Below are 24,517 nucleotides of genomic sequence, written 5' to 3' on the forward strand. Positions count from 1 at the left end.
GTCGATCGGAGCGATCGCTCCTGAAATGGGGGCTAGAAATGGCGAGAACGGCCGCTGAAGACCCGCTCCATTTGCTTGAAGTTTTCGAGAACACGACCTGTGCCTAAAACCACACAACTGAGAGGATCAGCCGCCACATGCACGACAATACCCGTTTCATGGCTGATCAGGGTATCCAGTCCTTTCAGCAGTGCCCCACCCCCTGCCAGCATAATACCGCGATCGATAATATCTGCTGCCAGTTCGGGAGGAGTCCGTTCCAGGGTACGTTTCACGGCATCCACAATCACGGCTAGCGGTTCTGCCATACTTTCACGGATTTCGGCACTCTTGACTGAGACGGTACGGGGCAACCCAGACAACAAGTGCAGACCCCGTACTTCCATCTGAGCATCGTCGTCGATCGGATAGGCGGAACCGATCATAATCTTAATTTCTTCGGCGGTACGTTCCCCAATCACCAGGTTATGCACTTTCTTCATGTATTGCGAAATCGATTCGCTCAGTTCGTCTCCCGCTACCCGAACCGATTCGCTCAATACGGTACCTTGCAAACTCAGGACAGCCACTTCCGTGGTTCCACCCCCAATATCAATGATCATGTTGCCTGTGGGTTCAGCCACGGGTAGACCCGCCCCGATCGCAGCCGCCACCGGCTCATCAATCAGATAGACATCCCGAGCCCCTGCTTGAGCCGCCGCATCCATCACCGCCCGTCGTTCTACCCCAGTTACCCCGCTCGGAATCCCAATCACAATCCGGGGGGCTACCAGCGTTTTGCCTTCATTCACCCGAGCAATGAAGTGCTTCAGCATCATTTCAGCGGTATCAAAGTCGGCGATTACCCCATCCCGCAACGGTCGCAGTGCTACGACATTACCGGGAGTCCGACCTAACATGCGTTTGGCATCTTCTCCGACTGCCAGGGGCACTTTTTCATCCTGGTCGATCGCGACTACCGAAGGCTCCTGAAGCACAATACCTTTCCCAGACACGAAAACTAGTGTGTTTGCCGTGCCCAGGTCAATACCCATGTCCCGTGAAAGAGAGAATCGACTAAAAAGACCCACTAGCCCCTATGCCTCAAAGTAATAACGAACAGTGCGTAACCGTGAATGGAATCAAGCTTGGATTTTATTACGTTTTCGATCATGAGTCTAGCTTGTTATCCATTTTCTGTGATCCAGGTTTTCTGCCACAGACATGACCCAATTTTGTTGGCGACAACCGCCAAAACCCTGACCAGATAGACCAAGTAGACGATCGCAGTGATACCACTGAGGTGAATTGAATCAAGCTATCACCAGCATTCACCACCGCAAAACTAACATCAGGACACCCCATTTAATTGTTAGAAGTTTATTATCAAACTTGACTAATTTGATAAAAGCAGCTAACAGATCATTCGTTGCCAGTCCCCAGCCTTCAGGGTACACTTGTACCAGTCTATTCAACTAGAACTCCTTTAGAATTGAGTTCAATTTTTGGGTTAGCGTCGTCAGCATATCCCTATCTTAGTGTTTTTGTGGAAGGATTATGAGCCTGAATTCTGTTACGTTGGTGGGTCGCGTCGGCGGAGAACCCGATGTGAAGTATTTCGAGTCTGGCAGTGTTGTATGTACCTTGACTCTAGCGGTCAATCGATTTAGCCGCAATCAAGAGCAGCCGGATTGGTTCAATTTAGAACTGTGGGGGCGCACGGCTGAGGTTGCTGCCAATTATGTTCGTAAAGGCAGTTTGATTGGAGTGTCCGGATCACTGAAGTTTGAATACTGGCGCGATCGGAACACGGGAGCCAATCGCTCGAAGCCAGTGATCCGGGTAGAACGGATGGAACTATTAGGATCAAAGCGGGATAGTGATGCCAGTATGTCCGGCAGCGACGTTTATCAGGAAGAGTTTTAGTAACTAATCTGTAGCGTTACCGAGGCATCGACCTGCTGTTCACCCCCAATTACCGGAGTAGAGGCAAAATCCTGCTTAGCCATCTCTGCCATCGGCAGGGGACGGGGCGGGGGGGCATAGGCTCCATTCACCTGAATGCCAACAATTTCTTGGGCGGTAAACCCCAGTGAACTTAAGACAGCTTCCGCCTGGGCTCTAGCTTCCTGGGTCGCTTCACGCAATGCCGCTTTTTGAGCCGTTGCGATCGCGGCATCCGTTGCCACAAAGCTAACACCATCGATCCGGGTGGCTCCAGCTTTCACGGCTTCATCCATCAATGCTCCGGCTTGATTAGTGGCAATCCGAAAACTGACAATGTTGCTAGCCGTATACCCCGTTAAGGTTTGAGTGCCATTGTCGTAGCGATAGGTAGGACTCAAGTTAATGCCAGTGGTTTCCAATTTCTCGACATTGCGGGATTTTAGGAGATTGATCACGGCGGTCGATCGCTGAGCCACCTGTTGTTGTACCTCTTCGGCAGTTTTGCCCTGCGCCTCCACCCCTAAGCGTACCTGGGTCAAGGTTGTTGCCACCATTTCAGTGCCGCGTCCGGTGACGGTAATAGTTCGTAACATTCTTTCCTGGGTTGGTCGAATCTGAGCAATTTGATCTGGAGCCAATTTTGGTGCTGTTAACCCCGGTGATGCGATCAAGAGACTAAAACATCCGACTGCCACTGCCAATAGTTTGAAGGCACGATCGTGGCGGCGTTCAGGGTTCGGTAGAAGGTGATTCATAGTTCTCCTCACGAGAGCAGTCGTTCATAGTTCTGTATACTTCTACTCTGTCATTGGGGCGGAGACAGCGATCGCTGGTTACGCTTTTCGCTACATCGGCAAAACATCTCCCTCAGATCAGAACTTGATTTCAGAAAAAAATGGCAGGATCGAACCAGGCTAAATTCTAGGGATACCACCAAAATCTATGTCTGCGATCGTGGTTGAGAACTTAAGCAAAGTGTATCCTGTTGCCGTGAAAGAGCCGGGACTGAAGGGCACTATCCAGCACTTTTTCCATCGCACCTATCGAGCCGTTAACGCCGTCCAGGCAATTTCCTTTGAGATTGAGCCGGGAGAGGTGGTGGGGTTCCTGGGAGCTAATGGAGCAGGCAAAACCACTACGCTCAAGATGCTGACGGGGTTAATTCATCCCTCCAGTGGGCGGGTCAATGTGGCGGGATACACGCCGTTTCAGCGCAAAGCCGGATTTCTGAAAAAAATTACCCTGGTGATGGGGCAAAAACAGCAGTTGATTTGGGATTTGCCCGCCCTGGACTCGTTGCGGATTAATGCCGCCGTGTATAACATTCCCGATCGACAATTTCAGCAACAGGTGAGTGAACTGACAGAAATGCTGGCGTTAGAAGGCAAGCTGACCCAACCTGTGCGTAAGTTATCGCTGGGTGAACGCATGAAAGCCGAATTGCTCGCTGCCCTGGTGCATCAACCGCAAGTGTTGTTTCTGGATGAGCCAACGCTGGGGTTAGATGTCAACGCGCAGGTGAGTGTCCGCGAATTTTTGCGGGAGTATAACCAGCGGTTCGGGGCAACGGTTTTACTCACCAGCCATTACATGGCAGACATTACCGCCTTGTGTCAGCGAGTGCTGGTGATTCACCAGGGTCAGTTAATTTATGACGGTAGCCTGGAAGGGTTGGTCGATCGCTTTGCCCCCTGCCGCGAGGTTAAAGTCGAACTTACCCAGTCCTATCCAGCCGAGAAATTGGCATTATATGCCGATATAGAAGCGATCGAAGGACAGATGGTGCGCTTTTTAGTGCCGCAAGAAACGCTGACCCGTACCGTCGCTAAAATTCTGACGGATTTGGAGGTGATCGATTTGGCGGTAACGGAACCCCCGATCGAGGAAGTGATCGGACGGGTGCTGAAGGCAGGACTGGCAGGCTAGTGGCTCCAGCCAGGGACGACCCCAGTTACCGACGAACAAACTTCCCGCCAAATTTTCCTAACCATTCACTCAGTGCCCTCGCATGAACCGCATTTTTCGTCTTAGCCATACCATTCTGTCGGTGTATTACGCTTACATGCTGGAGTACCGCGCAGAACTGCTGTTTTGGGTGCTGTCTGGATCACTGCCAATTATTTTGATGGGGATTTGGACACAAGCTGCCCAAAGTGGACAGTTCGGCTTAAGTGCGATCGACTTTGCCCGATATTTTATTGCCGTGTTTATGGTGCGACAATTCACAGTCGTTTGGGTAATTTGGGAATTTGAACGGGAAATTGTCGAAGGTAAATTGTCCTTTCGCCTGCTGCAACCTTTAAATCCGTTCTGGCATCATTTCGCCTCTCACTTTGCGGAACGCTTTGCCCGTCTACCCTTTGCCTTCGGCTTACTGGCGCTATTCTTCTGGCTCTATCCCAGTGCCTTTTGGCTGCCCACATTCGGTAATTTAATCAGCTTTACGATCGCCGTCATATTAGCGTTTGGGCTGCGGTTTCTGATGCAATATACCCTATCTATGTTTGCCTTTTGGACTGAGCGAGCCAGTGCCTTAGAACAGTTTTCATTTTTGTTCTATTTATTCCTGTCTGGAATTGTTGCCCCCTTAGAAGAATTTCCTCCCTTAATGCGAGAGATTGTGTTGTGGACACCATTTCCCTACATGATCTATTTCCCTGCCAGTTTAATTGTGGGTTTACCCGTTAATTTTGGGCGTGGCATCCTGGTGATGCTCGGTTGGGGCATTGTATTTCTCCTAATCTGTCGCTGGTTGTGGCAAAAAGGACTGCGGCAATATTCCGGGATGGGGGCATAATTGGTTAGAGTAGCTCTGCTAATTAAGCCCACCTCGATCGGGGATAAAACTCTAAAATACTGTGTATTTTTCTACACTTACTCTGCGGCTTGAACCCGGAATAAAGGATGAAGCTAGTCAAGCTAACTGAGTGAGCTTTTACGTTTAGTTACAAGTAGTAAGGAAGCTTTGCAGAGAATGATTATCAGATTGTTTTAGAAAACATTTTTCGTGGAATTGTTACAGCGATCGCTCGATTTTGGGTGAGTATGGGACAGTCATCATTGATGATCTATATTCCGCAGCATCCCTATGGCAGACCATGAGCATCATCATTCGGAACCTTGCTCCTCCCATAGCCCCCCTCCGCCCGATCCTGCCTCCCCATCTGAAGCCGATCCCCAGGCAGGTGAGCAGTTTTTAGACGAGCATCCTCAGTACCTCTCCCGCCAATCGCGTCGTGCCTTTCTCGCCTCCGCCGGAGCCTTAGCGGCAATCACCACAAGCTGTACTCAAGGTATCTCCCGCGATCGCGAAGCAGCCAAACAAGAAATGCCTGTGATCGGAGAAGCCATCCGTAGTGCGGGTAATTTTCATACCTTAAAAGCCACCTCCAAAACCTGCTTTTGGGGCTTTTTTGATAAAACGTTGCCCCCGATTTTGACGATCGAATCCGGGGATATTGTTTACGTGGAAGCTCTCACCCACCATGCTGGGGATGCCCCCGATTTACTCATGGACGATGGGGTTCGGGAAGTTTATGACAAATTGACTGATCGCGGCCCTGGGGTACATATCATGACCGGACCGATCGCCGTTAAAGGCGCAGAACCGGGCGATACCTTGATGGTACGGATTCTCAACACCCAGCCACGCTTACCCTATGGCAGCAATGCCGCCGCCCACTGGGGCTACTTATACAACACCTTCAAAAAAGAACGGGTCACGATTTACCGACTGGATTCGTTAGCCGGGTGGGCACAACCCATCTTTGGCTACGACTTCAAGGGGCTACCCCTCTACAACAAACCTGGGTTTATTACTGAACCCGATCAATCCGCCCGTCAACCGTTCAAAGCCAGAGTTGCCATTCCCATGCGCCCCCATTTTGGTGTGATGGGCGTGGCTCCGGCAGAAAGTGGTCGGATCAACAGTATTCCGCCCGGGCCCTTCGGTGGCAATATCGACAACTGGCGGATTGGGGCGGGAGCTACCATGTACTATCCCGTGTTTAACAAGGGAGCCAACTTCTTTGTCGGGGATCCCCACATGGCACAAGGAGATGCGGAACTGAATGGCACTGCGATCGAAGCGTCACTCAATGCTTTTTTGCAAATCTTCATTCTCAAAGACTTTCCAATCACCAACCCCCTCCTGGAAACCGAGTCCCACTGGATTACCCACGGGTTTAATGAGGATTTGAATAAAGCGATGCGGCAAAGTGCCGAACAAATGATTGATTTTCTTCAAACCAAGAAAAAGATTAGTGCGGATGAGGCTTATAGCATTATTTCTACCGGAGTTGATTTTACAGTGACTCAGGTGGTGGATATCCGTCAGGGATGCCATGCGGCACTGCCCAAAAATATCTTCCTACCCAGTTCCTATTCTGGATAACACCCATACGGGTCATCTAGCCGCTACGGAAATTCCCGAAAATTGCTGATGTAAGTTCTTTTTAATCCACCTAGAGTCAAGTCATCCAGCTCCGTTATTATTGTTTCGCCTAAGGCTGGCATGGCAAACCCTATAGCTCTCACGAAATATTTGATTTTGGCAGTTCTGACCGGTGCGATGGTCAGTTGTAGCGGTATCGGTGGCGAACAGGATCGGCAAGTTGCCGGTAATTTCAAAGTTGCCGCCATTCTGCCGGGGGAAATTAACGATCAGAGCTGGGGGCAGTCCACCCACCAAGGCTTGCAACTGATCGAAAAACAATTAATTGCTGAAAGTGCTTACACGAGCGGATCTGCTGGACAATCCACACCCCAACTGGAGAATACCTTCCGGCAATATGCGGAACAGGGGTTTGATTTTGTTTTAGGTCAAAGTGGAGACTATATTCCAGCCTTAGAAGCGATCGCCAAGCAGTTTCCTCGCACTAAGTTCGCTGTGCTGGACTCCTATTCTGGTAACAATTTCAATTTTGGCAGTTTGTCCTTTAGAAATGGTGAATTAGGGTATTTATCCGGCACGATCGCAGCACTCAAATCGAAAACCCATAAAATCTCGTTTATCGGCGGTGTAGAATCGGCAGCCGCCCGGGAAGTGGCTGTTTTATTTGAACGCGGCGCTAAAGCCATGCGACCCGATATGCAAGTCAGCATCCGCTGGTTAGGACAGACTGCCGATCCAGCGATCGCCAAAATTATGGCACAAGCCGAAATTCAGGCAGGTAGTGATGTGCTGCTGGTACGTGCCGAACAGACCAGTACAGCCATTCATCAACTGGCAAAGGAACGACAGATTTACACGATCGGCTGGGTCAAGGATTGCTATAACCTGGCTCCGGGTACCGTGATCACCAGCGGCATTCAACGAGTACCAGAATTATTGCTACACGGGGCAACCTTAGTCCGCCAGGGACGCTGGGAAGGCAAACAATACAAATTTGGCTTGCGGGAAGGGGTACAAGATCTGGCAGCCTTTCGGGGCACACTAACCTCAGAGGAAGAAGATACTGTTAACCAGATCAAAACCGATATTCTGACTGGAAAAATTGACGTTTCACTATAAGTCAGCGTCGGGCAATGCAGCTTTTATCAAGGCTCTCAGCTTGATCGATACTACGGTTTGTTGGTCTGCTTGTCAGTTCAATGCGTTGCAGAAGGAGAGTTTCGTGAGTTCAGCCTCTCACCATCCCTTGGCAAACCTTGCCACCGTTCGTCGCCCCACTCGCAAACCCTGGCAGGGGTCGATCGCTAATCAACTATGCCTGGGACTGGTCTGTCTCGTGGTATCTAGCCTACTGGTAACAGGTGGGATGTTGATCTACTCCAGCAACCGCACCCAGGAAAAACAATCGCAGCTATTACAACAAGAGCGATCGCGAGCCGCCGCCGAAACCATCAATGCTTACATGGATGACTTGATGCGGAAGCTGAATTATCTGGCGAGACTGCGTGGCTTCACTGAGCTATCCCCCGAACTGAAGCAGACTCTACTGGAAGGGTTGACCCGGAACAATGATGCCTACGAAATGGTGGCGATCGTCGATCGGCAGGGTACTCCTGTCTCCGTCGTCTCCCCCTATGCCCAACTCCGGATGAGCAGTATCGCTGGTACGCCCTTATTCCGACGCACGTTTCACGATCAAGAGGACTTTATAGACACAGTCGAGTTTGGTGCCGATGGCAATCTGGTTACAACGTTAGCGGTGCCAGTCCGAAACAAGCAGGATCAGGTTGATGGCGTGTTAATGGCAAAGGTCAATCTGCGCTTTCTGGACTTTGTGGTGTCTAAGACGGAGGTGGGCAGAACTGGCTATACCTACGTGATTGACCATCGCAATGTCGTGATTGCCAAAGCCAGAACCCACCAGGATCATCGGTTTGAGTTAGAGGACATTTCCGATCGTCCCTTCGTGCATCACCTATCGTTATCCCGAGCCACACCCCCGCAGGTATATCAGGGATTGCAACAGCAGGAGGTATTAGGCGCAGCGGCTCCCGTCCGCAGTACCTACTGGCGAGTGGTGGTCGAACTGCCAACGGCTGAAGCCTATGCTCCGGTGCGTAACTCGATTTGGGCAACGGCGGGGGTCTTGGGAATTGCCACTACGGTCGCCGCCGGATTGGGATTTATGCTGTCTCGGCGGATTATTTCCCCCTTACGCAAACTCACCACTGCCGCCGCGGCCATTAGTGAGGGCAATTTGGCTGTGCAGGTGGAAACCCGATCGCACAACGAATTGGGGGTACTGGCCAAATCGTTTAACACCATGACCCGCCAGTTACAGGAATCCTTCCAAGCACTGGAAAAAACCAATGAAGAACTGGAACGTCGGGTGGAACGCCGCACAGCGGAACTGAAGGAAGCGAAGGAAGCCGCAGACTCGGCAAATAGTGCCAAAAGTGAATTTCTGGCGAATATGAGCCATGAACTGAGAACTCCCCTGAACGGCATTCTCGGTTATGTACAAATTCTGGAGCGATCGCCCTCAATCAGCGCCAAGGATTTACATGGAGTCAGCATTATTCATCAATGCGGCAATCATCTGCTGACATTAATCAACGATGTGCTGGATCTGGCAAAAATTGAAGCCCGCAAACTGGAACTTTGCCCCACTGAATTCCACTTTCCCTCATTTTTGCAGGGCATTGCTGAACTGTGCCATGTCCGAGCCGAACAAAAAGGTTTGGCATTCACCTATCAGTTTGCGCCTGATTTACCGATCGGCATTTGTGCCGATGAAAAGCGCTTGCGGCAGGTGTTGATTAACCTGTTGGGGAATGCGATTAAGTTCACAGAACGGGGTGGTGTCACCTTTACGGTCGATCGGCTGGCATCTCCCACGATCCCGGAAAGTCTAGCAGCCAACCCAACGCCATCCCAGGTGAAAGTCCGGTTTCAAATCGAGGACACCGGCATAGGGATCAATCCGGCACAATTGGACACCATCTTTTTACCGTTTGAGCAACTGGGCGATCGGCAACAACAAGCCGAAGGAACCGGGTTGGGACTCGCCATCAGTCAACGAATTGTGCAGCTAATGGGGGCAACCTTGAAGGTAAAAAGTTACCCCGGTGAAGGCAGCATGTTTTGGCTGGATGTCGAGTTCCAAGAAGCGGTGGAATGGGCACAAAGCGCCGCTAAAGTCGCTCAGCAACGGATCGTTGGCTACTGGGGAACCAGACAAACAATTCTGGTGGTGGATGACAAATGGGAAAATCGCTCCGTGGTATCGAAACTACTGGAACCTCTAGGGTTTGAACTGCTAGAGGCAGATAATAGCCCGGATGCCTTCCGCCAAGCGATCATCCATCAGCCCCATCTGGTGATTACTGAACCCTGCGTCACTGGTATGGAGAAGTTGGAATTAGTGCGGCGGTTACGGCAAGCCCCCGAACTCCCGAATCTGGCGATCGTCGTGTCGTCTGCCAATGTGTTTGCCCAGGATCAACAGCAATGTTTAGATGCAGGTGGGGATGCCTTTTTACCCAAACCCGTACAGGCAGAGGATTTATTCAGCATTCTGCAACAGCAACTCAAGTTGGACTGGATCTACGAACAGACTCACGAACCTCGGACTAAGTTGCAAATCGATGATCAGAATGAGGCGATCGCGGTAAATCAAATTGTACCGCCAGCCGCTGAAGACCTTTCCCACCTGTTGGATTTAGCCATGAAAGGGCGATTGAAAGCCCTGGTAGAGGCATTAGACCAACTGGAACAGAGCAACGCCCAACTGCTGCCCTTTACCCAACCGATCCGGCAACTCGCCAAGGGATTCCAGATCGCCAAAATCCGCGAATTACTTAAATCCTACTCACTCGATCGTTAGTCACTTGGTGGCAATTATGAACCCTTTAACTTATCCCCATCATCCGGCTGAAGTAAACCCTCCCGAACCCTGGAATACGACGTTCACAGAAAAAGATCTGGGCGTAGTTTTAGTGGTCGATGATAACCCCACAAACTTAGAAGTATTGTCCAATGCCTTAGCTGACTTTGGGTATGAAACGGCAGTGGCTCTGGATGGGGAGAGCGCGATCGAGCAAATCAACTACGATCCGCCCGATTTGATCCTGCTGGATGTGATGATGCCGGGAATGGATGGGTTTGAAACCTGCCAGCGCTTAAAAGCTAATCCCGCCACTCAAGAAATCCCTGTCATTTTTATGACGGCGCTATCCGATAGCAGTGATAAAGTGCGGGGCTTAAATTTAGGGGCAGTGGATTACATCACCAAACCATTTCAACAGGAAGAGGTTTTAGCGCGGGTGAAATTGCACCTGAAGTTACGCTACTTAACCAAAACCTTAGAACAGCAGAACATTCTGTTGAAACAGGAGGTGACGGAACGCACGATCGCCCAACAATCCCTCCAGGAATTAACCCAACAACTGGAACACCGGGTTGAAGAACGGACGGCTGAACTCTCCCAAGCCCTCCACAATTTGCAACAGGCGCAAATTCAATTAATCCAAAGTGAGAAGTTATCCAGTCTGGGACAACTGGTAGCCGGGGTTGCCCACGAAATTAATAATCCGGTCAATTTCATCTATGGCAACCTAATGCATATCAGCGAATATAGTGAAAATTTATTGAAATTTGCCCAATTATTCCAAGCCCATTATCCTCAACCCGTCCCCGTCCTTCAAGAGCAATTGGAAGAGATGGATGTGGAATTTCTATTGGAGGATATGCCCAAATTGGTCAGTTCGATGAAACTGGGGGTAGAACGGATTCGCCAGATTGTGCTGTCGTTACGCAACTTCTCCCGCTTAGACGAAGCCGAATTCAAAGCCGTCGATATCCATGAGGGCATTGATAGTACGCTACTCATTCTGCATAACCGCCTCAAAGCTCGACCGGATCATCCGGAAATTCAGGTAATAAAGGAATACGGCAACTTACCGTTAATCGAATGCTATGCCGGACAACTGAATCAAGTGTTTATGAATCTACTCAGCAATGCGATCGATGCCCTGGAAAGCTACGACAGTCAACGATCGCCCACCGAGGTACAGGCTAACCCCAGCCAGATCGTGATTCAGACGGCAATCACCGATGAGCAGTTTGTTAACATCACCATTCGCGATAACGGCCCAGGGATGCCAGAAACCGTCAGACATCGCCTGTTCGATCCATTTTTCACCACAAAACCGATCGGCAAAGGCACTGGCTTAGGCTTATCGATCAGCCATCAGATCGTTACCGAAAAACATCATGGTGAGATTGGCTGTCTCTCAGAACCAGGACAGGGGGCAGAATTTTGGCTTAAACTACCGATCCAACAAGCCTCAACCTGACCCCTATGCCTAACCTGATTGTGACTGGAGCCAGCGGATTTCTCGGGTGGAACCTTTGTCAGCGTGCCGCCGCAGATTGGCAGATTTATGGCATTGGTCGATCGCGGACGATCGATTTGCCCCACGTCACCGCCATCCAGACCGATCTGACTGACTTTGCCCAATTACAAACCCTGTTTCAGCAGATCAAGCCAGATGCCGTGATTCATTTAGCCGCCCAATCGACTACCCAGTTCTGCCAGCAGTACCCCGAACAGGCCTATGCCATCAATGTTACTGCGTCCGAAAATATCGCTGGATTGTGTGCCGACTACCATCTGCCTTGTGTATTTACCTCCACAGATTTGGTCTTTGATGGCTTAAATCCGCCCTACCGAGAAACCGACCCCGTTTCACCACTGAATCGCTATGGTGAACAAAAAGTCTTAGCTGAACAACGGATGTTAGAGCGCTATCCACTCACGGCGGTTTGTCGGATGCCCTTATTGTTTGGAGCCGCCCCACCGACAGCTAGCAGTTTCCTGCAACCGTTTCTGCAAGCTCTCCGCGCCGAACGGGAATTAAAGCTATTTGTCGATGAATTTCGCACTCCGGTGAGTGGTACGGTTGCCGCCCAAGGACTTCTCCTCGCCTTAGAGCAGCACATCCAGGGCATTCTACATTTAGGCGGCAGCGAGCGGATTTCCCGCTACGAATTTGGTCAGTTGATGATCGAGGTCTTAGAGCTACCCGCTACTGGTTTACACGCCTGTCGCCAACAGGATGTGCCCATGATGGCTCCCCGTCCGGCGGATGTGTCCTTAGATAGCACCAAAGCTTTTGGATTAGGCTATGCGCCGCCCTCCCTGCGATCGCAATTAGCCGCCCTCAAAGGACTGGTCTAGGTTAGCGTTGCTTCGCCCCGCGATAGCGCATCTGGCGTTTCAGGGCATGATGCTGGGCAAACCGGGGAATATCGCCTTGATGTCCCATCACAATCAAGGTATCGCCTTCATGCAGAAATAGGCTGTGATTGGGATGAATCAACATCGTGCCATCGGCTCGGCGTAATGCCACCACAATAAATGTACCCTTGCCCCGCACTTCTACTGTGCCAATACTAGCGCCGACCAATTCGGAACCCGCCGGAATCGCTAATTCATCAATCTGGATATCCAATTGGGCTAATAGCTCATTCAGCGTCGCCCGACCATCATCGGCTTCCAAAAAGTTAAGGGCAGCAGGATGGGTAATCATGTGTGCCATCCGTAAGGCTCCGATCGCGGCAGGAGATACCACCTGATCCGCTCCGGCTTGCAACAATTTCTTTTCTGTAGACGGCGATTCTCCCCGAGCCACGATCACCAGACGGGGATTCAGACCCCGGGCGGTCAGAGTAATAAACACATTCGCCGCATCATCCGGTAATACCGTTGCCAACACCTTAGCGTGATCAATTCCCACCGATTCTAAAACCACTTCATCCGTCGCATTACCAAACCGCACCAGATACCCATTCAGTTCCGCTTGCTGGATGCGATCGCTATTGTGATCAATCACCACAAAGGGTTGTTTCGCCTCCGCCAACTTGCGGGCAAGAATTTGACCGATGCGACCATAGCCACAGATAATCACATGCTCACTTAACGTCCGAATGCCTCGCGTCATCCGTCTGGCTCCCATGACTCGATTAATTTCGCCTTCAGTGATCATTTGCAGAAACCCACCGACGATATACACAACGGCGGTATAACCTGCGACAATCACAAAAATGGTAAAGACTCGTAGGGTTGGACTCATAGGGCCAATTTCCCCGAATCCCACCCCAAACACGGTAATCACCACCATGTAAATGGCATCTAGCACTTGCCATCCAGCTAAGACATAGCCTGCCACAGCAAGCACAAAAATTAGCAAGAAACAGCCTGTGCCAACTAAGATCCGCTTGAGTGAACTTTGCATATTACACAGGCATCGCACCAACCTTCTACAGCATCGGATTGCTAGGTTGAACCCTTAGCTTTTGCGCCACTGATCCGTCCGATCGCCTTTCTATTCATGGCAGAAAAAATTGGCGATCGCTGTATCATCCACACCAATTAGCGAGTCCTTAGCTATCCTGCCGAGGCTGGTAGCGAGCTTCAAACCCCGCGATCGCCGTATGTAATGTGAAATAAACCCGCTCTGGCATAATCTGTTGTAATAGCTCTGAACGCTTCAGTTGAGCATAGAGATCTTGCTTAACTCGTGCCATCGCAAACGTAATCCCCTGTGCCGCTAATTCACTCGCAAATTCGGTCAGCGCCTCGATCGCGGTCATATCCACTTCAGAGATTGCTTCAGTATTCAAAATGAACCATTCGACTGGATCCGCTTCCGCCGCGATCGCCGCCAGTGCCCGCCGTTTGAAATTTTCTACATTGGCAAAACATAAGGGGGCATCGTATCGATAGATCACCAAACCAGGAATCGTCGTCGCGCCCTGCCAATCCTCAATATCATGTAATCCGGGTAATCCTGGCACATGTCCCATCACAGCATCATGGGGACGACTCAGCCGCGCAAATAATTCAATGATTGATAATCCAACCGCGATGCCAACCCCAACCAGAATATCCGTGAGTAATACTCCGATCGTTGTAATCATGGCTAAGGCAAATTCACTCCGCCGAAATTGCCATAATCGTTGGAATTCAGGAATTTCAATCAGTTTAGTCGCGGCGTAAATCACGATCGCACCTAAGGCGGCATTCGGAAACAATGCCAACACCGGGCGCAAAAATAACAACACAACCACCACAACCCCAAACGCCACAAGTGAAAACGCTTGAGTCTTACTTCCTAAGGCATCACCAATCACGGTGCGACTACCGCTACTACTAATTGGAAAGCCCTGCATAAAGCCATTACCCAGGTTAGCCACTCCTAATGCCAATAGCTCTTGATTGGCATTGACGGTATAGTGATGACGACTGGCAAATGATCGTGCCGTCAACACATTGTCGGAATAACCGACGATCGCAATCCCGATCGCTGCCGCCACGATCGGGAGCATATCCGGAACAGCTAGATTAGGCAGAGCGAAGTGAGGCAATCCCGCCGGAATTTCGCCCACCACCCGGAGTCCTCGCTGTTGCAAATCGAACATGCCGACAGCCGCCGTTGCCAATAACACCGCTAACAATGGGCCTGGTAACGTGGGAAACCACCGTTGCATAGCAAACAAAAACCCTAACACCAGCATCGACAGAACCAACGTCGCCCCATGAATCTCAGGCAACCGTTGCACAAATTCATACATCTGTCCTAATGGGCTTTGGGCAGTGATTTTAAGACCACTAATCTTACCGAGTTGCCCGGTAATCATAATCACCGCCACTCCAGCCATGTAACCAATCAGGATCGGTTTAGATAACAGATTTGCCAGAAAACCCAACCGCGCTACATAGCCAATTAAACAAACTACTCCCACCCCAAATGCCATCAACGCGGCTAAGCCAGCATACGCCTGGGGATCCGTCGCCGCTAAGGGGGCGATCGCGGCTGCCGTCATTACTGCCGTCGTCGATTCTGGACCGATCGAGAGTTGCGGTGACGATCCCAGTACGGCATAAATCACCATGGGCGACAGAATTGCCCACAATCCAGCAACCGGCTGAACTCCCGCTAACTCACCATAGGCCATACATTGCGGAATCAGGTAAGCTGCCACCGTTAATCCAGCTAACACATCCCCGCGTAACCAGGCGCGTTGGTAAGATAGCAACCGTTGCAGCCCAGGAAAATATTGCAGTATTGCCTTAGGTATCTTGAACCTCGCCATCCCACCACCTGTGCCGTTGCGCTATCACCGTGATTTCTTATTTAAAGCTGACTTAAAGTGTTTTCCCATTTAGAGATGCAGAAGTTAACGATGCCATGACATCCGGTAAAATTTTCGCAGCGATCGCTGAATGTTTGAAACTGTGTCGATGAGAAGACTACGCCTTTTCGCCTGCCTACTGGTATTCCTACTGCCCATGACCGCATGTTCCGATGAACCTGAAGCCGTTGGTCGGACTAGCAGCACAACGATTAATAAATCCAGACCATTCACAACGGGAGCCATTCCTGACCAGGATCCAGAACAGTTACAGCGGCTCTATGGCAAATTAGCAAAATATCTCCAAGCCGAATTAAACGTCCCCGTTGTTTACAAACCTGTCACCGACTACACCGCCGCCGTCACTGCCTTCAGAGTTGGAGATCTGGATATGGTATGGTTTGGCGGCCTAACCGGAACCCAGGCACGCTTACAAGTTCCCGGTGCCGAAGCGATCGCCCAACGGAACATTGATGCTCAGTTTCATAGCGTCTTCATCGCCAATACATCCAGTGGCATTGCCCGCCTGAAAAATATTAAGGAACTGAGTGCCCTGAAAGGACGGAGTTTTACCTTTGGGAGTGAATCTTCCACCTCAGGACGACTGATGCCGCAACACTTCCTGAAACAGGCTGGGGTTAACCTCAAGGATTTTCGGGGTGAACCCGGATTTTCTCAATCGCACGATGCCACGCTGGAATTGGTGCAAGCCGGAACCTATGAGGCAGGGGTGATGAATGAACAGGTCTGGAACAGCCGGGTAGCGGAAGGTAAAGTCGATACCAGCCGAGTGCAAGTGATTTGGCGGACTCCAGCGTACTATGACTATCATTGGGTGATTAACCCGGAGGTGCGTAACCATTATGGGTCTGATTTTGTGGATCAAGTGCAGGCAGCTCTGTTGAAGCTTGACCCTAAAGTGCCTGACCAGAAAGAAATTCTGGAGTTGTTTGGCGCGGCTAAATTTATTCCGACTCAGAATAAAAACTATGTCCAGATTGAACAAATTGGGCGAGAGATTGGCAAGATTAAATAACCCATGACCCAACCGATTCTGGAGTTGAAGCAAGTTTCGCAACAGTTCGGTCAATTCCATGCCTTAACCAATCTCAATCTCCAGATTTTACCGGGTGAACGGGTGGCACTGGTGGGAGCGAGTGGTGCCGGAAAAAGTACCTTACTGCGGCTACTGAATGCTACTCTGATGCCTACCCAGGGGGAAGTATGGGCATTTGGGCAATGTCTCAATCGTCTACCACCCCGATCGCTGCAACGAATTCAGCGGCAGATTGGCACGATCTACCAGCAGTTTCATTTAGTCGATAATTTGGCTGTGATTCACAATGTCAATGCTGGTCATTTAAGTCGCTGGTCATTCCCAAAAGCCCTGTGGTCGCTGCTTGTCCCCCAGGACGTAGAAACTGCCGCGATCGCGCTAGAACGGGTTGGCATTCCCGAAAAACTGTATGCCCGTACCGATCAACTCTCTGGTGGACAGCAGCAACGAGTCGCCTTAGCTCGTGTATTAGTGCAGGATCCCGCCGTGATTCTCGCCGACGAACCGATCGCCAGCCTGGATCCAGAACGTAGCCGCGAGATTATGCAATTACTCGCAGAGTTGAGCCAGGAACACCACCGGACTCTGGTTGTCAGTCTCCATACCTTAGAGTTAGCCAAAACGTACTGTCAGCGGTTGATCGGTTTACGCCAGGGTCAAATAGTCTTTGATGTGCCGACGGCAGACCTCACGGCTGACCAGATTCAAGCGCTATATCAATTGGATTAATGATGGCAGGGACAAAACCTCCAACCCTGCTAACCCATTCATCATTTCGATGGGGGTTATTCGCGATCGTCGTGATCGGGCTATCCCTCGGACAAATCGGCATCGGACAACGGGAGTTGTTCAATCCCAATGGAGTCGGACAACTTTGGCAATTTGTTGTTGCCAGTGGGCAGCCAGACCTCAGCCCAGACCTACTGCGATTAACAGCAGATGCCACTTTAACCACCCTCGCCTATGCCGTCTGTGGCACATGTTTAAGTGTGTTGCTTGGTTGCTTCGGGGGACTTTTTTGTTCTGAGGTCTGGTGGTCAGCGATCGTCCCCCATTCCTCCCATCGGTTCACCTCTGGTTGGCTGATTACGAAAGCCCTGCTTGCTATCCCCCGCGCCATCCATGAAGTGATTTGGGGCTTAATTTTCATTAATATCTTTGGGCTGGATCCATTAGTAGCCGTACTCGCGATCGCCATTCCCTTCGGAGCCATTACCGCCAAAATTTTTGCGGAAATTATAGACGAAACTCCGCGCCAACCCTTTCAAGCCCTAGTCGGGAGTGGTGTTGCGCCCCTGACCGCCCTGTTCTACACCTTGCTGCCTCAAGCATTTTTACATCTGCTGTCCTATGTGTTCTATCGGTTTGAATGCTCAATTCGATCGGCCGCCGTTTTGGGCATGATTGGGGCAGGCGGCTTAGGCTACGAGATCCTCCTTAGTTTGCAATCGCTTCGCTACCCGCAACTTTGGACATTTTTCTATGCCCTATTTCTGCTGAATGGAGCCGTAGACTTTATCAGTGCCTGGACACGGCAGCAACTCGGCTGTCCCAGTCGTTTAGATTTAAACGCCCGCAAACCCTTACCTCCCATAGCGCGTACAGGCAGGCAATACCGCCGACTCCCGATCGTCCTCAGTTTGAGCCTCCTGGGCTTAATCAGCTTTTGTTTCTGGTATATCCAGGCAGATTTCCGCCAACTCTGGTCTGCTCGTACCTATCGGTTACTAAGAGAGATGGTGCGATCGAGCCTACCGCCCGATTGGAGCATCGTCCCGCAATTCCTCCCCCTATCGCTCCAAACCGTGGCGATGTCCATTTTGGCGATCGTCCTGGCAGCAGTCGGCGGAATGCTGTTGTCCTTTCCCGCCGCCCATAATTTCTTTCTTCCCGGCGGTCTGCTGAATCGCACAGGACAGGGCAACCGTTGGCTGGCATGGGTAGGACTGCTAGCGGCACGATCGCTGTTACTCATCAGTCGAGCTATTCCGGCTCCGGTCTGGGCGTTAGTCGTGTTGTTCGTCACGTTTCCAGGGATCTTACCGGGAGCGATCGCGTTAGGACTTCACAATCTTGGTATCCTCGGACGACTAAAAGCCGAGGTGATCGAAAATCTAGATCAGCGTCCTCTCGAAGCCTTAAAAGCTCAAGGGACTCCGAGTAGCCTAGTCTGGCTCTATGGGGTTTTACCTCTGACCTTGACTCGCTTTCTCGCCTATGACTTGTATCGCTGGGAAGTCTGTATGCGAGAGACGGTGATTGTCGGACTCGTCGGGGCGGGTGGCTTGGGTCGTTTAATGATGGAACAACTCAGTAGCTTCGATTACCGCGCCTTACTCCCGACCCTACTTGGTTTTATTGTCCTCACCTTTCTGGTTGATTGGATTAGTGCAACCGCTCGACGATCGCTCCGCTAACGGAACGGTTGGATGAACAGGGGATCGAACAGATACCTTCTAGAGAACCTTAATGGTCTTGGCTCCAGAGGGACATTTGTTCAGGGGGGTGTCCCATATCCCGATTAGCCGATGGCTCTGGCTGATCGATCGCGGGCCCCGAAGCCAACCGATGAGCATGGCGGGTCGTTTCGGGTAAGCGGTATTTCGTGGTGCAACGCAGGACATAGGCGATCGCGGTTTCCAGGCTGATTCGATGTCCCAGGGAAATATAGAGCGGTTTAGTCTTGGGACGAGTCCGCAGCGCCACCCCAACCAGTTCACCTTTATGAATTAATGGTTGGCGATCGCCCTTCTCATTCCCCACCTCGGTATGACGACCGACTAATAAAGATTTGGCAACTCCAATACTGGGTATATCCGTCAATAATCCCAGATGACAGGCAATCCCCAAGCGGCGGGGATGGGCAATTCCCTGACCGTCACAGAGTAACAAATCTGGGGTAATCGTCAGTTGAGCGATCGCATCCAGTACGGCGGGAACCTCTCGAAATGACAGAAACCCCGGAATATACGGAAAACTCGTCGGACGACGAGCGATCGCGCGATCGCATAACTGCAAATCGTTCAGGTTCAATACCGCTACAGCCGCACGGGTAATGCTGCCCTCCGCTTCAAAGCCAACATCCACTCCAGCCACATACTTGACCGCATCCAGTTGATCAGTCATGATCACCTGATTTTGGAGTGATTGCTGGATCACGATCGCCTCTTCGGCGGTAGCGGGCCACTCATGCTGAATATTCATGACTCCTGATCAATCACTCACTCCAGTCTGGCAGGATTACCAGCATCACGATAGAGTCAATAGAAATAGAAAAGAATATTTTTAGCCAGGGCACTCTTGAGGAAAGACTTTAACCGGACTCCGCAGAGACGATGATAGGCGAACTGATTGGCAGACGCTACAGGGTAATTGGGGTGCTGGGAGCGGGGGGCTTCGGTCATACCTATGTGGCAGAGGATACCCAGCGTCCCGGCAATCCTCGCTGTGTGCTGAAGCACCTGACGTTTGTCAGCAATAATCCCGCCGTTCTCCAACAGGTCAGACGTTTATTTCAGGTTGAAGCGGAAACGCTGGAACAGTTAGGCAAACATGACCAAATTCCTCGTCTGCTGGCATATTTTGAAGAGGACGAACAATTTTATCTGGTACAAGAATTTATCGAGGGTCATCCACTCAGCGAAGAACTGAAGGATGGTCAACGGTTTTCCGAAGCCCAGGTGGTCGCTCTACTGGAAGATGCCTTAGGTATTCTGGCATTCGTTCATGCCCAGAATGTGATTCACCGGGATATTAAACCTGATAACTTGATTCGACGACAGCAGGACGGCAAACTCGTCTTGATTGACTTCGGAGCCGTCAAAAATATTGGCAATACGGTGGCAGTTTCTACTGGAGACACTGCCTTGAGCGTCCCCATCTATACCTCCGGGTATGGTGCGAGTGAGCAGTGCATGGGACAGCCTCGCTTTAACAGCGATATTTACTCACTGGGAATGCTGGCGATTCAGGCATTAACCGGATTACGACCATCACAACTACCGCAGGACTATAGCACTTCAGAGGTACTCTGGCACGATCGCGTTGAGGTGAGTGCAGCCCTAACGCAGGTAATTGACAAGATGGTGCGGTATCACTTCGCGCAACGGTTTCAATCGGTGCATGATGTCTTAGATGCCCTGTTGCAAGCTAAATTAGGCTCCCAAACCGTTTTAAGCCCAAGCCGAGCCGTCGATTCCGGCAAATCAGCAACCTACTCAGAAACCGCATTCCGCCCGCTCTCTAACCCTATACCGGAGTACGTTGCTCCCGTCACCAAACCCCAGGTAAAACCATCCCGTAAAACGGTGACGCGCATTGGTGGAGCCATCCTGGGCACACTGGCGATCGCGCTATTAGTCAAAGTTCTATCCCCCGACTTTACCCCCGAGCCGCAACCCAGTTCTACACCATCTACCCTCGATCGCATCAGTTGGGGCGAGTCTTTACTCAATAAATGGCACCTCAACCCGCAAAATGCCAGTAAACAGAGAGGAATTTCTCAGATTGCAGCGAGTAATTATGAACAAGCCGCCAAAACTCTGGAGGCAGCCCACAAAGCCGACCCCAGCGATCCAGAAACCTTAATTTATTTAAATAATGCGCGGATCGGTCAAGCCAAATCTTATACGATCGCGGTTGCCGTCCCCCTGGGGAATACCTTAAATGCAGCGTTAGAGCTATTGCGAGGGGTTGCCCAAGCTCAGGATGAGGTGAATCGGGCGGGTGGCATTCAAGGAGTGCCTCTTAGAGTCGCGATCGCCAATGATGATAATGATCCGGCTGCGGCTGAAGCCGTTGCCAAAACCCTAGCCAACAATCCAGAAGTCTTAGGAGTAGTTGGTCATGGCATTAGCGATACAGCCCTGGCTGCCGCCGAAATCTATCAAGCCAATCAATTAGTCATGGTGTCACCTTCGAGTTCGGCAGTGACACTATCCAATTTTGGTAGCTACATTTTTCGCACCATTCCCAGTGATAGCTTTACGGCAAAAGCCCTCGGTCGCTACATGCTGAATCAACTGCACAAAAAGCGAGCGATCGTCTTCTTCAATTCCGCCAGCGCTTACAGTACATCGCTTAAAGATGAATTTAAGCAAGCCCTGTTCTATAACGCGGCTGAGTTAGTCGATGAAATTGATTTATCGCGTCCAGATTTTGATCCGGCCGAGAGTATCAATCGGGCGTTGAGCGAAAGAGCCGATGTGATTATGCTGGCATCCGATAGTGATGTCTCCGATCGCGCAATTCAGGTGATTGCCCTGAACCAACGCCGTTTACCGATTTTAGCGGGCGATAGCCTGTCTATTTCAAAAACCCTGAAGGTTGCCAGAGAAGAAGCGGTGGGGATGGTGCTGGCAACGCCAACCAACCTGATTGGATCCGCGTTTCAGCAACAGGCTACCCAGTTTTGGGGTTCCCCAGATACCATCAGTTGGCGAACTGCCCTGTCCTACGATGCGGCAAAAGCCTTAATTGCAGCGATCAGCCGCGAACCAACCCGTGAAGGAGTGCAACGATCGTTGACTCAACCGGATTTTTCAGCGCCAGGAGCCACGGGTGAAGTGAAATTTACTCCCTCCGGCGATCGGCAAGGACAGGTGCAACTTGTGACGATCGTTCCGGTTAACACTCGGCAACAGAAGACCTATGCAATCAAGCCCATCCCCCGCTAAGAGCTGTTGTCCTGACCTGATTATTATTCTCGACGAGTAACAACTCCCTCTATAATCTGGCAAGATAATCAGCCTGCCCCAATCCGTTTCACCAGCTAGTTCATGAATGTTGCTTTAGAATTTACCGTTATTCTGTTTCTGATCGCCATTAATGCTTTTTTTGCCGCCGCAGAAATCGCGTTAGTTTCGGCTAACGAAGTTCGAATGCGGATGCTGGCAGACCAAGGAAATCGCTCCGCTCGCAGGGTGTTAGCTGCCACAGAGGATAGTACTCGCTTCCTAGCAACCATTCAAGTTGGAATTACCCTGGCCGGATTTTTTACTTCTGCCACCGCAGCAACCAAACTATCCGATCCACTTGCCGTCGTCCTCACCCCCTTTACAGGGGAGCAAGTCGCTGGAACGATAGCATTTACGCTCGTCACGATTGCGATCGCTCTATTGAGTTTGATCTTAGGTGAACTTGTGCCTAAACGGATTGGACTCCGCCATGCGGAACAGGTGGCCCTGTTTGCCATTGAACCGATTCGGTGGTTAGGAAAAATCACTGCCCCGATCATCAAATTTCTCAGTGCCACTACAAACATCATTCTGCAATTAACTGGCAACTCTCTCACAGAAGCAGAGGAGGCGGTCAGCATTGAAGAAATTAAGGCAATGGTTGATGCGGGTCGGGCAGGAGGTTCCGTCGGGGAACAGGAGCGGCGGATCATTCACGGTGCCGTCGAACTGTCTCATATCACGGCTAGAGCCATTATGGTGCCACGGGTACAGATTCAGTATTTGAAGATTGACGAAACGATCGGCAAAGTCTATGAACTCGTTTCAGAAAATGCCCACACCCGCATTCCTGTCTGTGATCAAGACCTGGATAACATCGTCGGCATTTTGCATGTCAAGGATCTGATCCGCCCCTTGCCTGACCTACTGGAACATCCTCCGGCACTGCGCGAACTCCTACGCCCTGTCCGCGCTGTCCCTGAAACTAAACCCGTTGCCGACCTGTTAAGCGAGATGAAGAAAAACCGCTTACACATGGTGATTGTCCGAGATGAGTTTGGCGGGACGGCGGGTTTAGTCACCCTGGAAGATGTGTTGGAAGAAATTGTCGGGGAAATCCGGGACGAATATGATGCCGAAGAAGAGCGTGAGTTTCGGCAGATTGGGGAACATGAGGGAATTTTCAAAATTCGCGCCAGTATTGCCACCGTAAATAATGAACTGGATATTCAACTGCCTCGCGAAGATGCCGCTACCTTAGCTGGACTGTTTTTAGAAGAGTTACAACGGTTGCCGGAAGCCGGCGATCGCATCCAAATTGATCACATTGTCCTGACGGTGCTGGAAGATGGACAACGGGTTCAAGTACTCCAAATGGTGCGATCGACAACCGAGTCTGATGAGTAAACAAGTCCATTGGGACGGATTTCCACCCCTATTGAGATCGTTGCCAAGCTGAAAAACTCTTTACACTAGGAAAAGACAACAGCTAAGGAGAGTTTCATGACCGAGCAACTGTCAGCGCGTGAGCTGTTTCGTGCCGCTTATGAAAACCGTTATACCTGGGATCAAAATTTCCCTGGCTATACTGCCGATGTGCAACTGCGGGACAACGACCAAACCTTTACAGGCAAAATCCGCATCAATGCCGACATGAGCTTTGAGGTCATGGATGTGGCAGATGAAAACGCTAAGAAAGCGATTCATGGTCAGGTGTGGGAAATTGCCGTTCACCGGGTGCGTCGTCCGTTTGAGGAAACCCATGCTAAGAATGTTTTTGAGTACGGTGACACCGACGAGAATGGAGCCGTAGAACTGCTGGTGGGTGGGAAGGCATCCGGCGATCGCTATAAAGTCCATAACAATGAAGTCAGCTTAGTACATCGCCAAATTCATGGCACTTTCGTCACCATTAACACGTTCAGCAGCCACCAAACTGAGGAAGGCTATCTGTCTCACCGCTATGATTCGGTCTACCGCGATCCCAAAACGGGTGAACAAAAAGGCGGTAAGAGCGAATTTGAGGATGAGTACGAAAAAGTCGGTAATTACTATGTCCTCAACCGTCGCTTGATCCGGACTGAAACGAACGGTCAAGTATCGACTACAGAGTTTTCATTCTCTAACATCAAACTGCTGCAACCTGTAGCCGTTTAATTGATTCAATTCTGTAATTATGAAGCCGGACGATCGTTTTTCCAGAGCGATCGTCCGGCTAAACATGTCACATTTATGAAATATATACATAGTTCTTTAATACATCAGATT

The 24,517-nt window shown here is 50.7% G+C and carries 19 protein-coding genes; 14 read left to right on the top strand and 5 right to left on the bottom strand.

Translation table 11 applies throughout. The features are described 5' to 3' along the window. Positions 1-32 precede the first annotated feature (32 nt). Entirely contained in the window at positions 33-1,034 is a 1,002-nt protein-coding gene (locus tag ACN4EK_RS12110; protein WP_431658145.1) for a rod shape-determining protein, read from the bottom strand. A 502-nt stretch (positions 1,035-1,536) separates the two neighbouring features. Between ACN4EK_RS12110 and ACN4EK_RS12115 the strand changes: the two genes are divergently transcribed. Further along, positions 1,537-1,905 carry a single-stranded DNA-binding protein gene (locus ACN4EK_RS12115; RefSeq protein WP_431658146.1) on the top strand — a complete coding sequence of 123 codons (369 nt, stop codon included), beginning with the start codon at positions 1,537-1,539 and terminating at the stop codon, positions 1,903-1,905. Here ACN4EK_RS12115 and ACN4EK_RS12120 read toward each other — a convergent pair. Further along, positions 1,902-2,681, bottom strand: coding sequence for an SIMPL domain-containing protein (locus tag ACN4EK_RS12120; protein WP_431658148.1), 780 nt, complete (start codon positions 2,679-2,681; stop codon positions 1,902-1,904). The genes ACN4EK_RS12115 and ACN4EK_RS12120 overlap by 4 nt on opposite strands. Positions 2,682-2,868: 187 nt before the next feature. Here ACN4EK_RS12120 and ACN4EK_RS12125 point away from each other — a divergent pair, with 187 nt between their 5' ends. The 7 genes from ACN4EK_RS12125 (at position 2,869) to ACN4EK_RS12155 (ending at position 12,560) form a co-directional block, all read left to right on the top strand. Then, positions 2,869-3,852 (top strand): ABC transporter ATP-binding protein, encoded by a 984-nt coding sequence (locus ACN4EK_RS12125; protein WP_431658149.1) that lies wholly within the window; start codon positions 2,869-2,871, stop codon positions 3,850-3,852. An 82-nt stretch (positions 3,853-3,934) separates the two neighbouring features. Further along, complete coding sequence (locus tag ACN4EK_RS12130) at positions 3,935-4,723, top strand: ABC transporter permease (RefSeq protein WP_431658150.1); 789 nt, start codon at positions 3,935-3,937, stop codon at positions 4,721-4,723. Between the two features lie 291 nt (positions 4,724-5,014). After that, positions 5,015-6,319, top strand: a complete 1,305-nt coding sequence (locus ACN4EK_RS12135) for an acetamidase/formamidase family protein (protein WP_431658151.1) — start codon at positions 5,015-5,017, stop codon at positions 6,317-6,319. A gap of 120 nt (positions 6,320-6,439) precedes the next feature. Beyond that, positions 6,440-7,438, top strand: coding sequence for a BMP family protein (locus ACN4EK_RS12140; protein ID WP_431658152.1), 999 nt, complete (start codon positions 6,440-6,442; stop codon positions 7,436-7,438). 103 nt (positions 7,439-7,541) lie between these two features. Continuing rightward, on the top strand, positions 7,542-10,205 hold the full coding sequence (locus ACN4EK_RS12145; protein WP_431658153.1) for a hybrid sensor histidine kinase/response regulator: 2,664 nt from the start codon (positions 7,542-7,544) through the stop codon (positions 10,203-10,205). A 16-nt stretch (positions 10,206-10,221) separates the two neighbouring features. Beyond that, the gene (locus ACN4EK_RS12150; RefSeq protein WP_431658154.1) at positions 10,222-11,676 is read left to right on the top strand and encodes a sensor histidine kinase; all 1,455 of its coding nucleotides are present in this window, start codon (positions 10,222-10,224) and stop codon (positions 11,674-11,676) included. Between the two features lie 5 nt (positions 11,677-11,681). Next, positions 11,682-12,560 (top strand): SDR family oxidoreductase, encoded by an 879-nt coding sequence (locus tag ACN4EK_RS12155; RefSeq protein ID WP_431658155.1) that lies wholly within the window; start codon positions 11,682-11,684, stop codon positions 12,558-12,560. 1 nt (position 12,561) lies between these two features. On the opposite strand, the gene ACN4EK_RS12160 is transcribed toward ACN4EK_RS12155, so the two are convergent. After that, entirely contained in the window at positions 12,562-13,617 is a 1,056-nt protein-coding gene (locus tag ACN4EK_RS12160; protein ID WP_431658157.1) for a potassium channel family protein, read from the bottom strand. A 148-nt stretch (positions 13,618-13,765) separates the two neighbouring features. After that, positions 13,766-15,478: a SulP family inorganic anion transporter gene (locus ACN4EK_RS12165; RefSeq protein WP_431658158.1), complete on the bottom strand. Its 1,713-nt coding sequence runs from the start codon at positions 15,476-15,478 to the stop codon at positions 13,766-13,768. A 148-nt stretch (positions 15,479-15,626) separates the two neighbouring features. On the opposite strand from ACN4EK_RS12165, the gene ACN4EK_RS12170 reads away from it, so the two are divergent. From ACN4EK_RS12170 to ACN4EK_RS12180, 3 genes are read left to right on the top strand one after another with little or no spacing between them, the layout of a single operon-like run. After that, the gene (locus tag ACN4EK_RS12170; protein ID WP_431658159.1) at positions 15,627-16,553 is read left to right on the top strand and encodes a putative selenate ABC transporter substrate-binding protein; all 927 of its coding nucleotides are present in this window, start codon (positions 15,627-15,629) and stop codon (positions 16,551-16,553) included. Between the two features lie 3 nt (positions 16,554-16,556). Continuing rightward, positions 16,557-17,303: a phosphonate ABC transporter ATP-binding protein gene (locus ACN4EK_RS12175; protein WP_431658160.1), complete on the top strand. Its 747-nt coding sequence runs from the start codon at positions 16,557-16,559 to the stop codon at positions 17,301-17,303. Between the two features lie 2 nt (positions 17,304-17,305). Then, positions 17,306-18,991 carry a PhnE/PtxC family ABC transporter permease gene (locus tag ACN4EK_RS12180; RefSeq protein ID WP_431658161.1) on the top strand — a complete coding sequence of 562 codons (1,686 nt, stop codon included), beginning with the start codon at positions 17,306-17,308 and terminating at the stop codon, positions 18,989-18,991. A gap of 49 nt (positions 18,992-19,040) precedes the next feature. Here the strand turns inward: ACN4EK_RS12180 and nfi are convergent, their stop codons facing one another. Continuing rightward, positions 19,041-19,778 (bottom strand): deoxyribonuclease V, encoded by a 738-nt coding sequence (gene nfi, locus ACN4EK_RS12185; protein WP_431658162.1) that lies wholly within the window; start codon positions 19,776-19,778, stop codon positions 19,041-19,043. 131 nt (positions 19,779-19,909) lie between these two features. Between nfi and ACN4EK_RS12190 the strand changes: the two genes are divergently transcribed. The 3 genes from ACN4EK_RS12190 to ACN4EK_RS12200 all read left to right on the top strand — a co-directional run bounded on the left by ACN4EK_RS12190 (position 19,910) and on the right by ACN4EK_RS12200 (position 24,406). Further along, a complete protein-coding gene (locus ACN4EK_RS12190; protein WP_431658163.1) occupies positions 19,910-22,249 on the top strand; it encodes a bifunctional serine/threonine-protein kinase/ABC transporter substrate-binding protein in 2,340 nt (779 codons plus the stop codon). Positions 22,250-22,351: 102 nt separating this feature from the next. Beyond that, the gene (locus ACN4EK_RS12195; protein ID WP_431658164.1) at positions 22,352-23,656 is read left to right on the top strand and encodes a hemolysin family protein; all 1,305 of its coding nucleotides are present in this window, start codon (positions 22,352-22,354) and stop codon (positions 23,654-23,656) included. Positions 23,657-23,752: 96 nt separating this feature from the next. Then, positions 23,753-24,406 (top strand): DUF3386 domain-containing protein, encoded by a 654-nt coding sequence (locus tag ACN4EK_RS12200; protein WP_431658165.1) that lies wholly within the window; start codon positions 23,753-23,755, stop codon positions 24,404-24,406. Positions 24,407-24,517 lie beyond the last annotated feature (111 nt).

The organism is Pantanalinema rosaneae CENA516 (genome assembly GCF_050753385.1).
In the GTDB taxonomy this organism is placed as follows: Bacteria; Cyanobacteriota; Cyanobacteriia; order Leptolyngbyales; family Leptolyngbyaceae; genus Pantanalinema; species Pantanalinema rosaneae.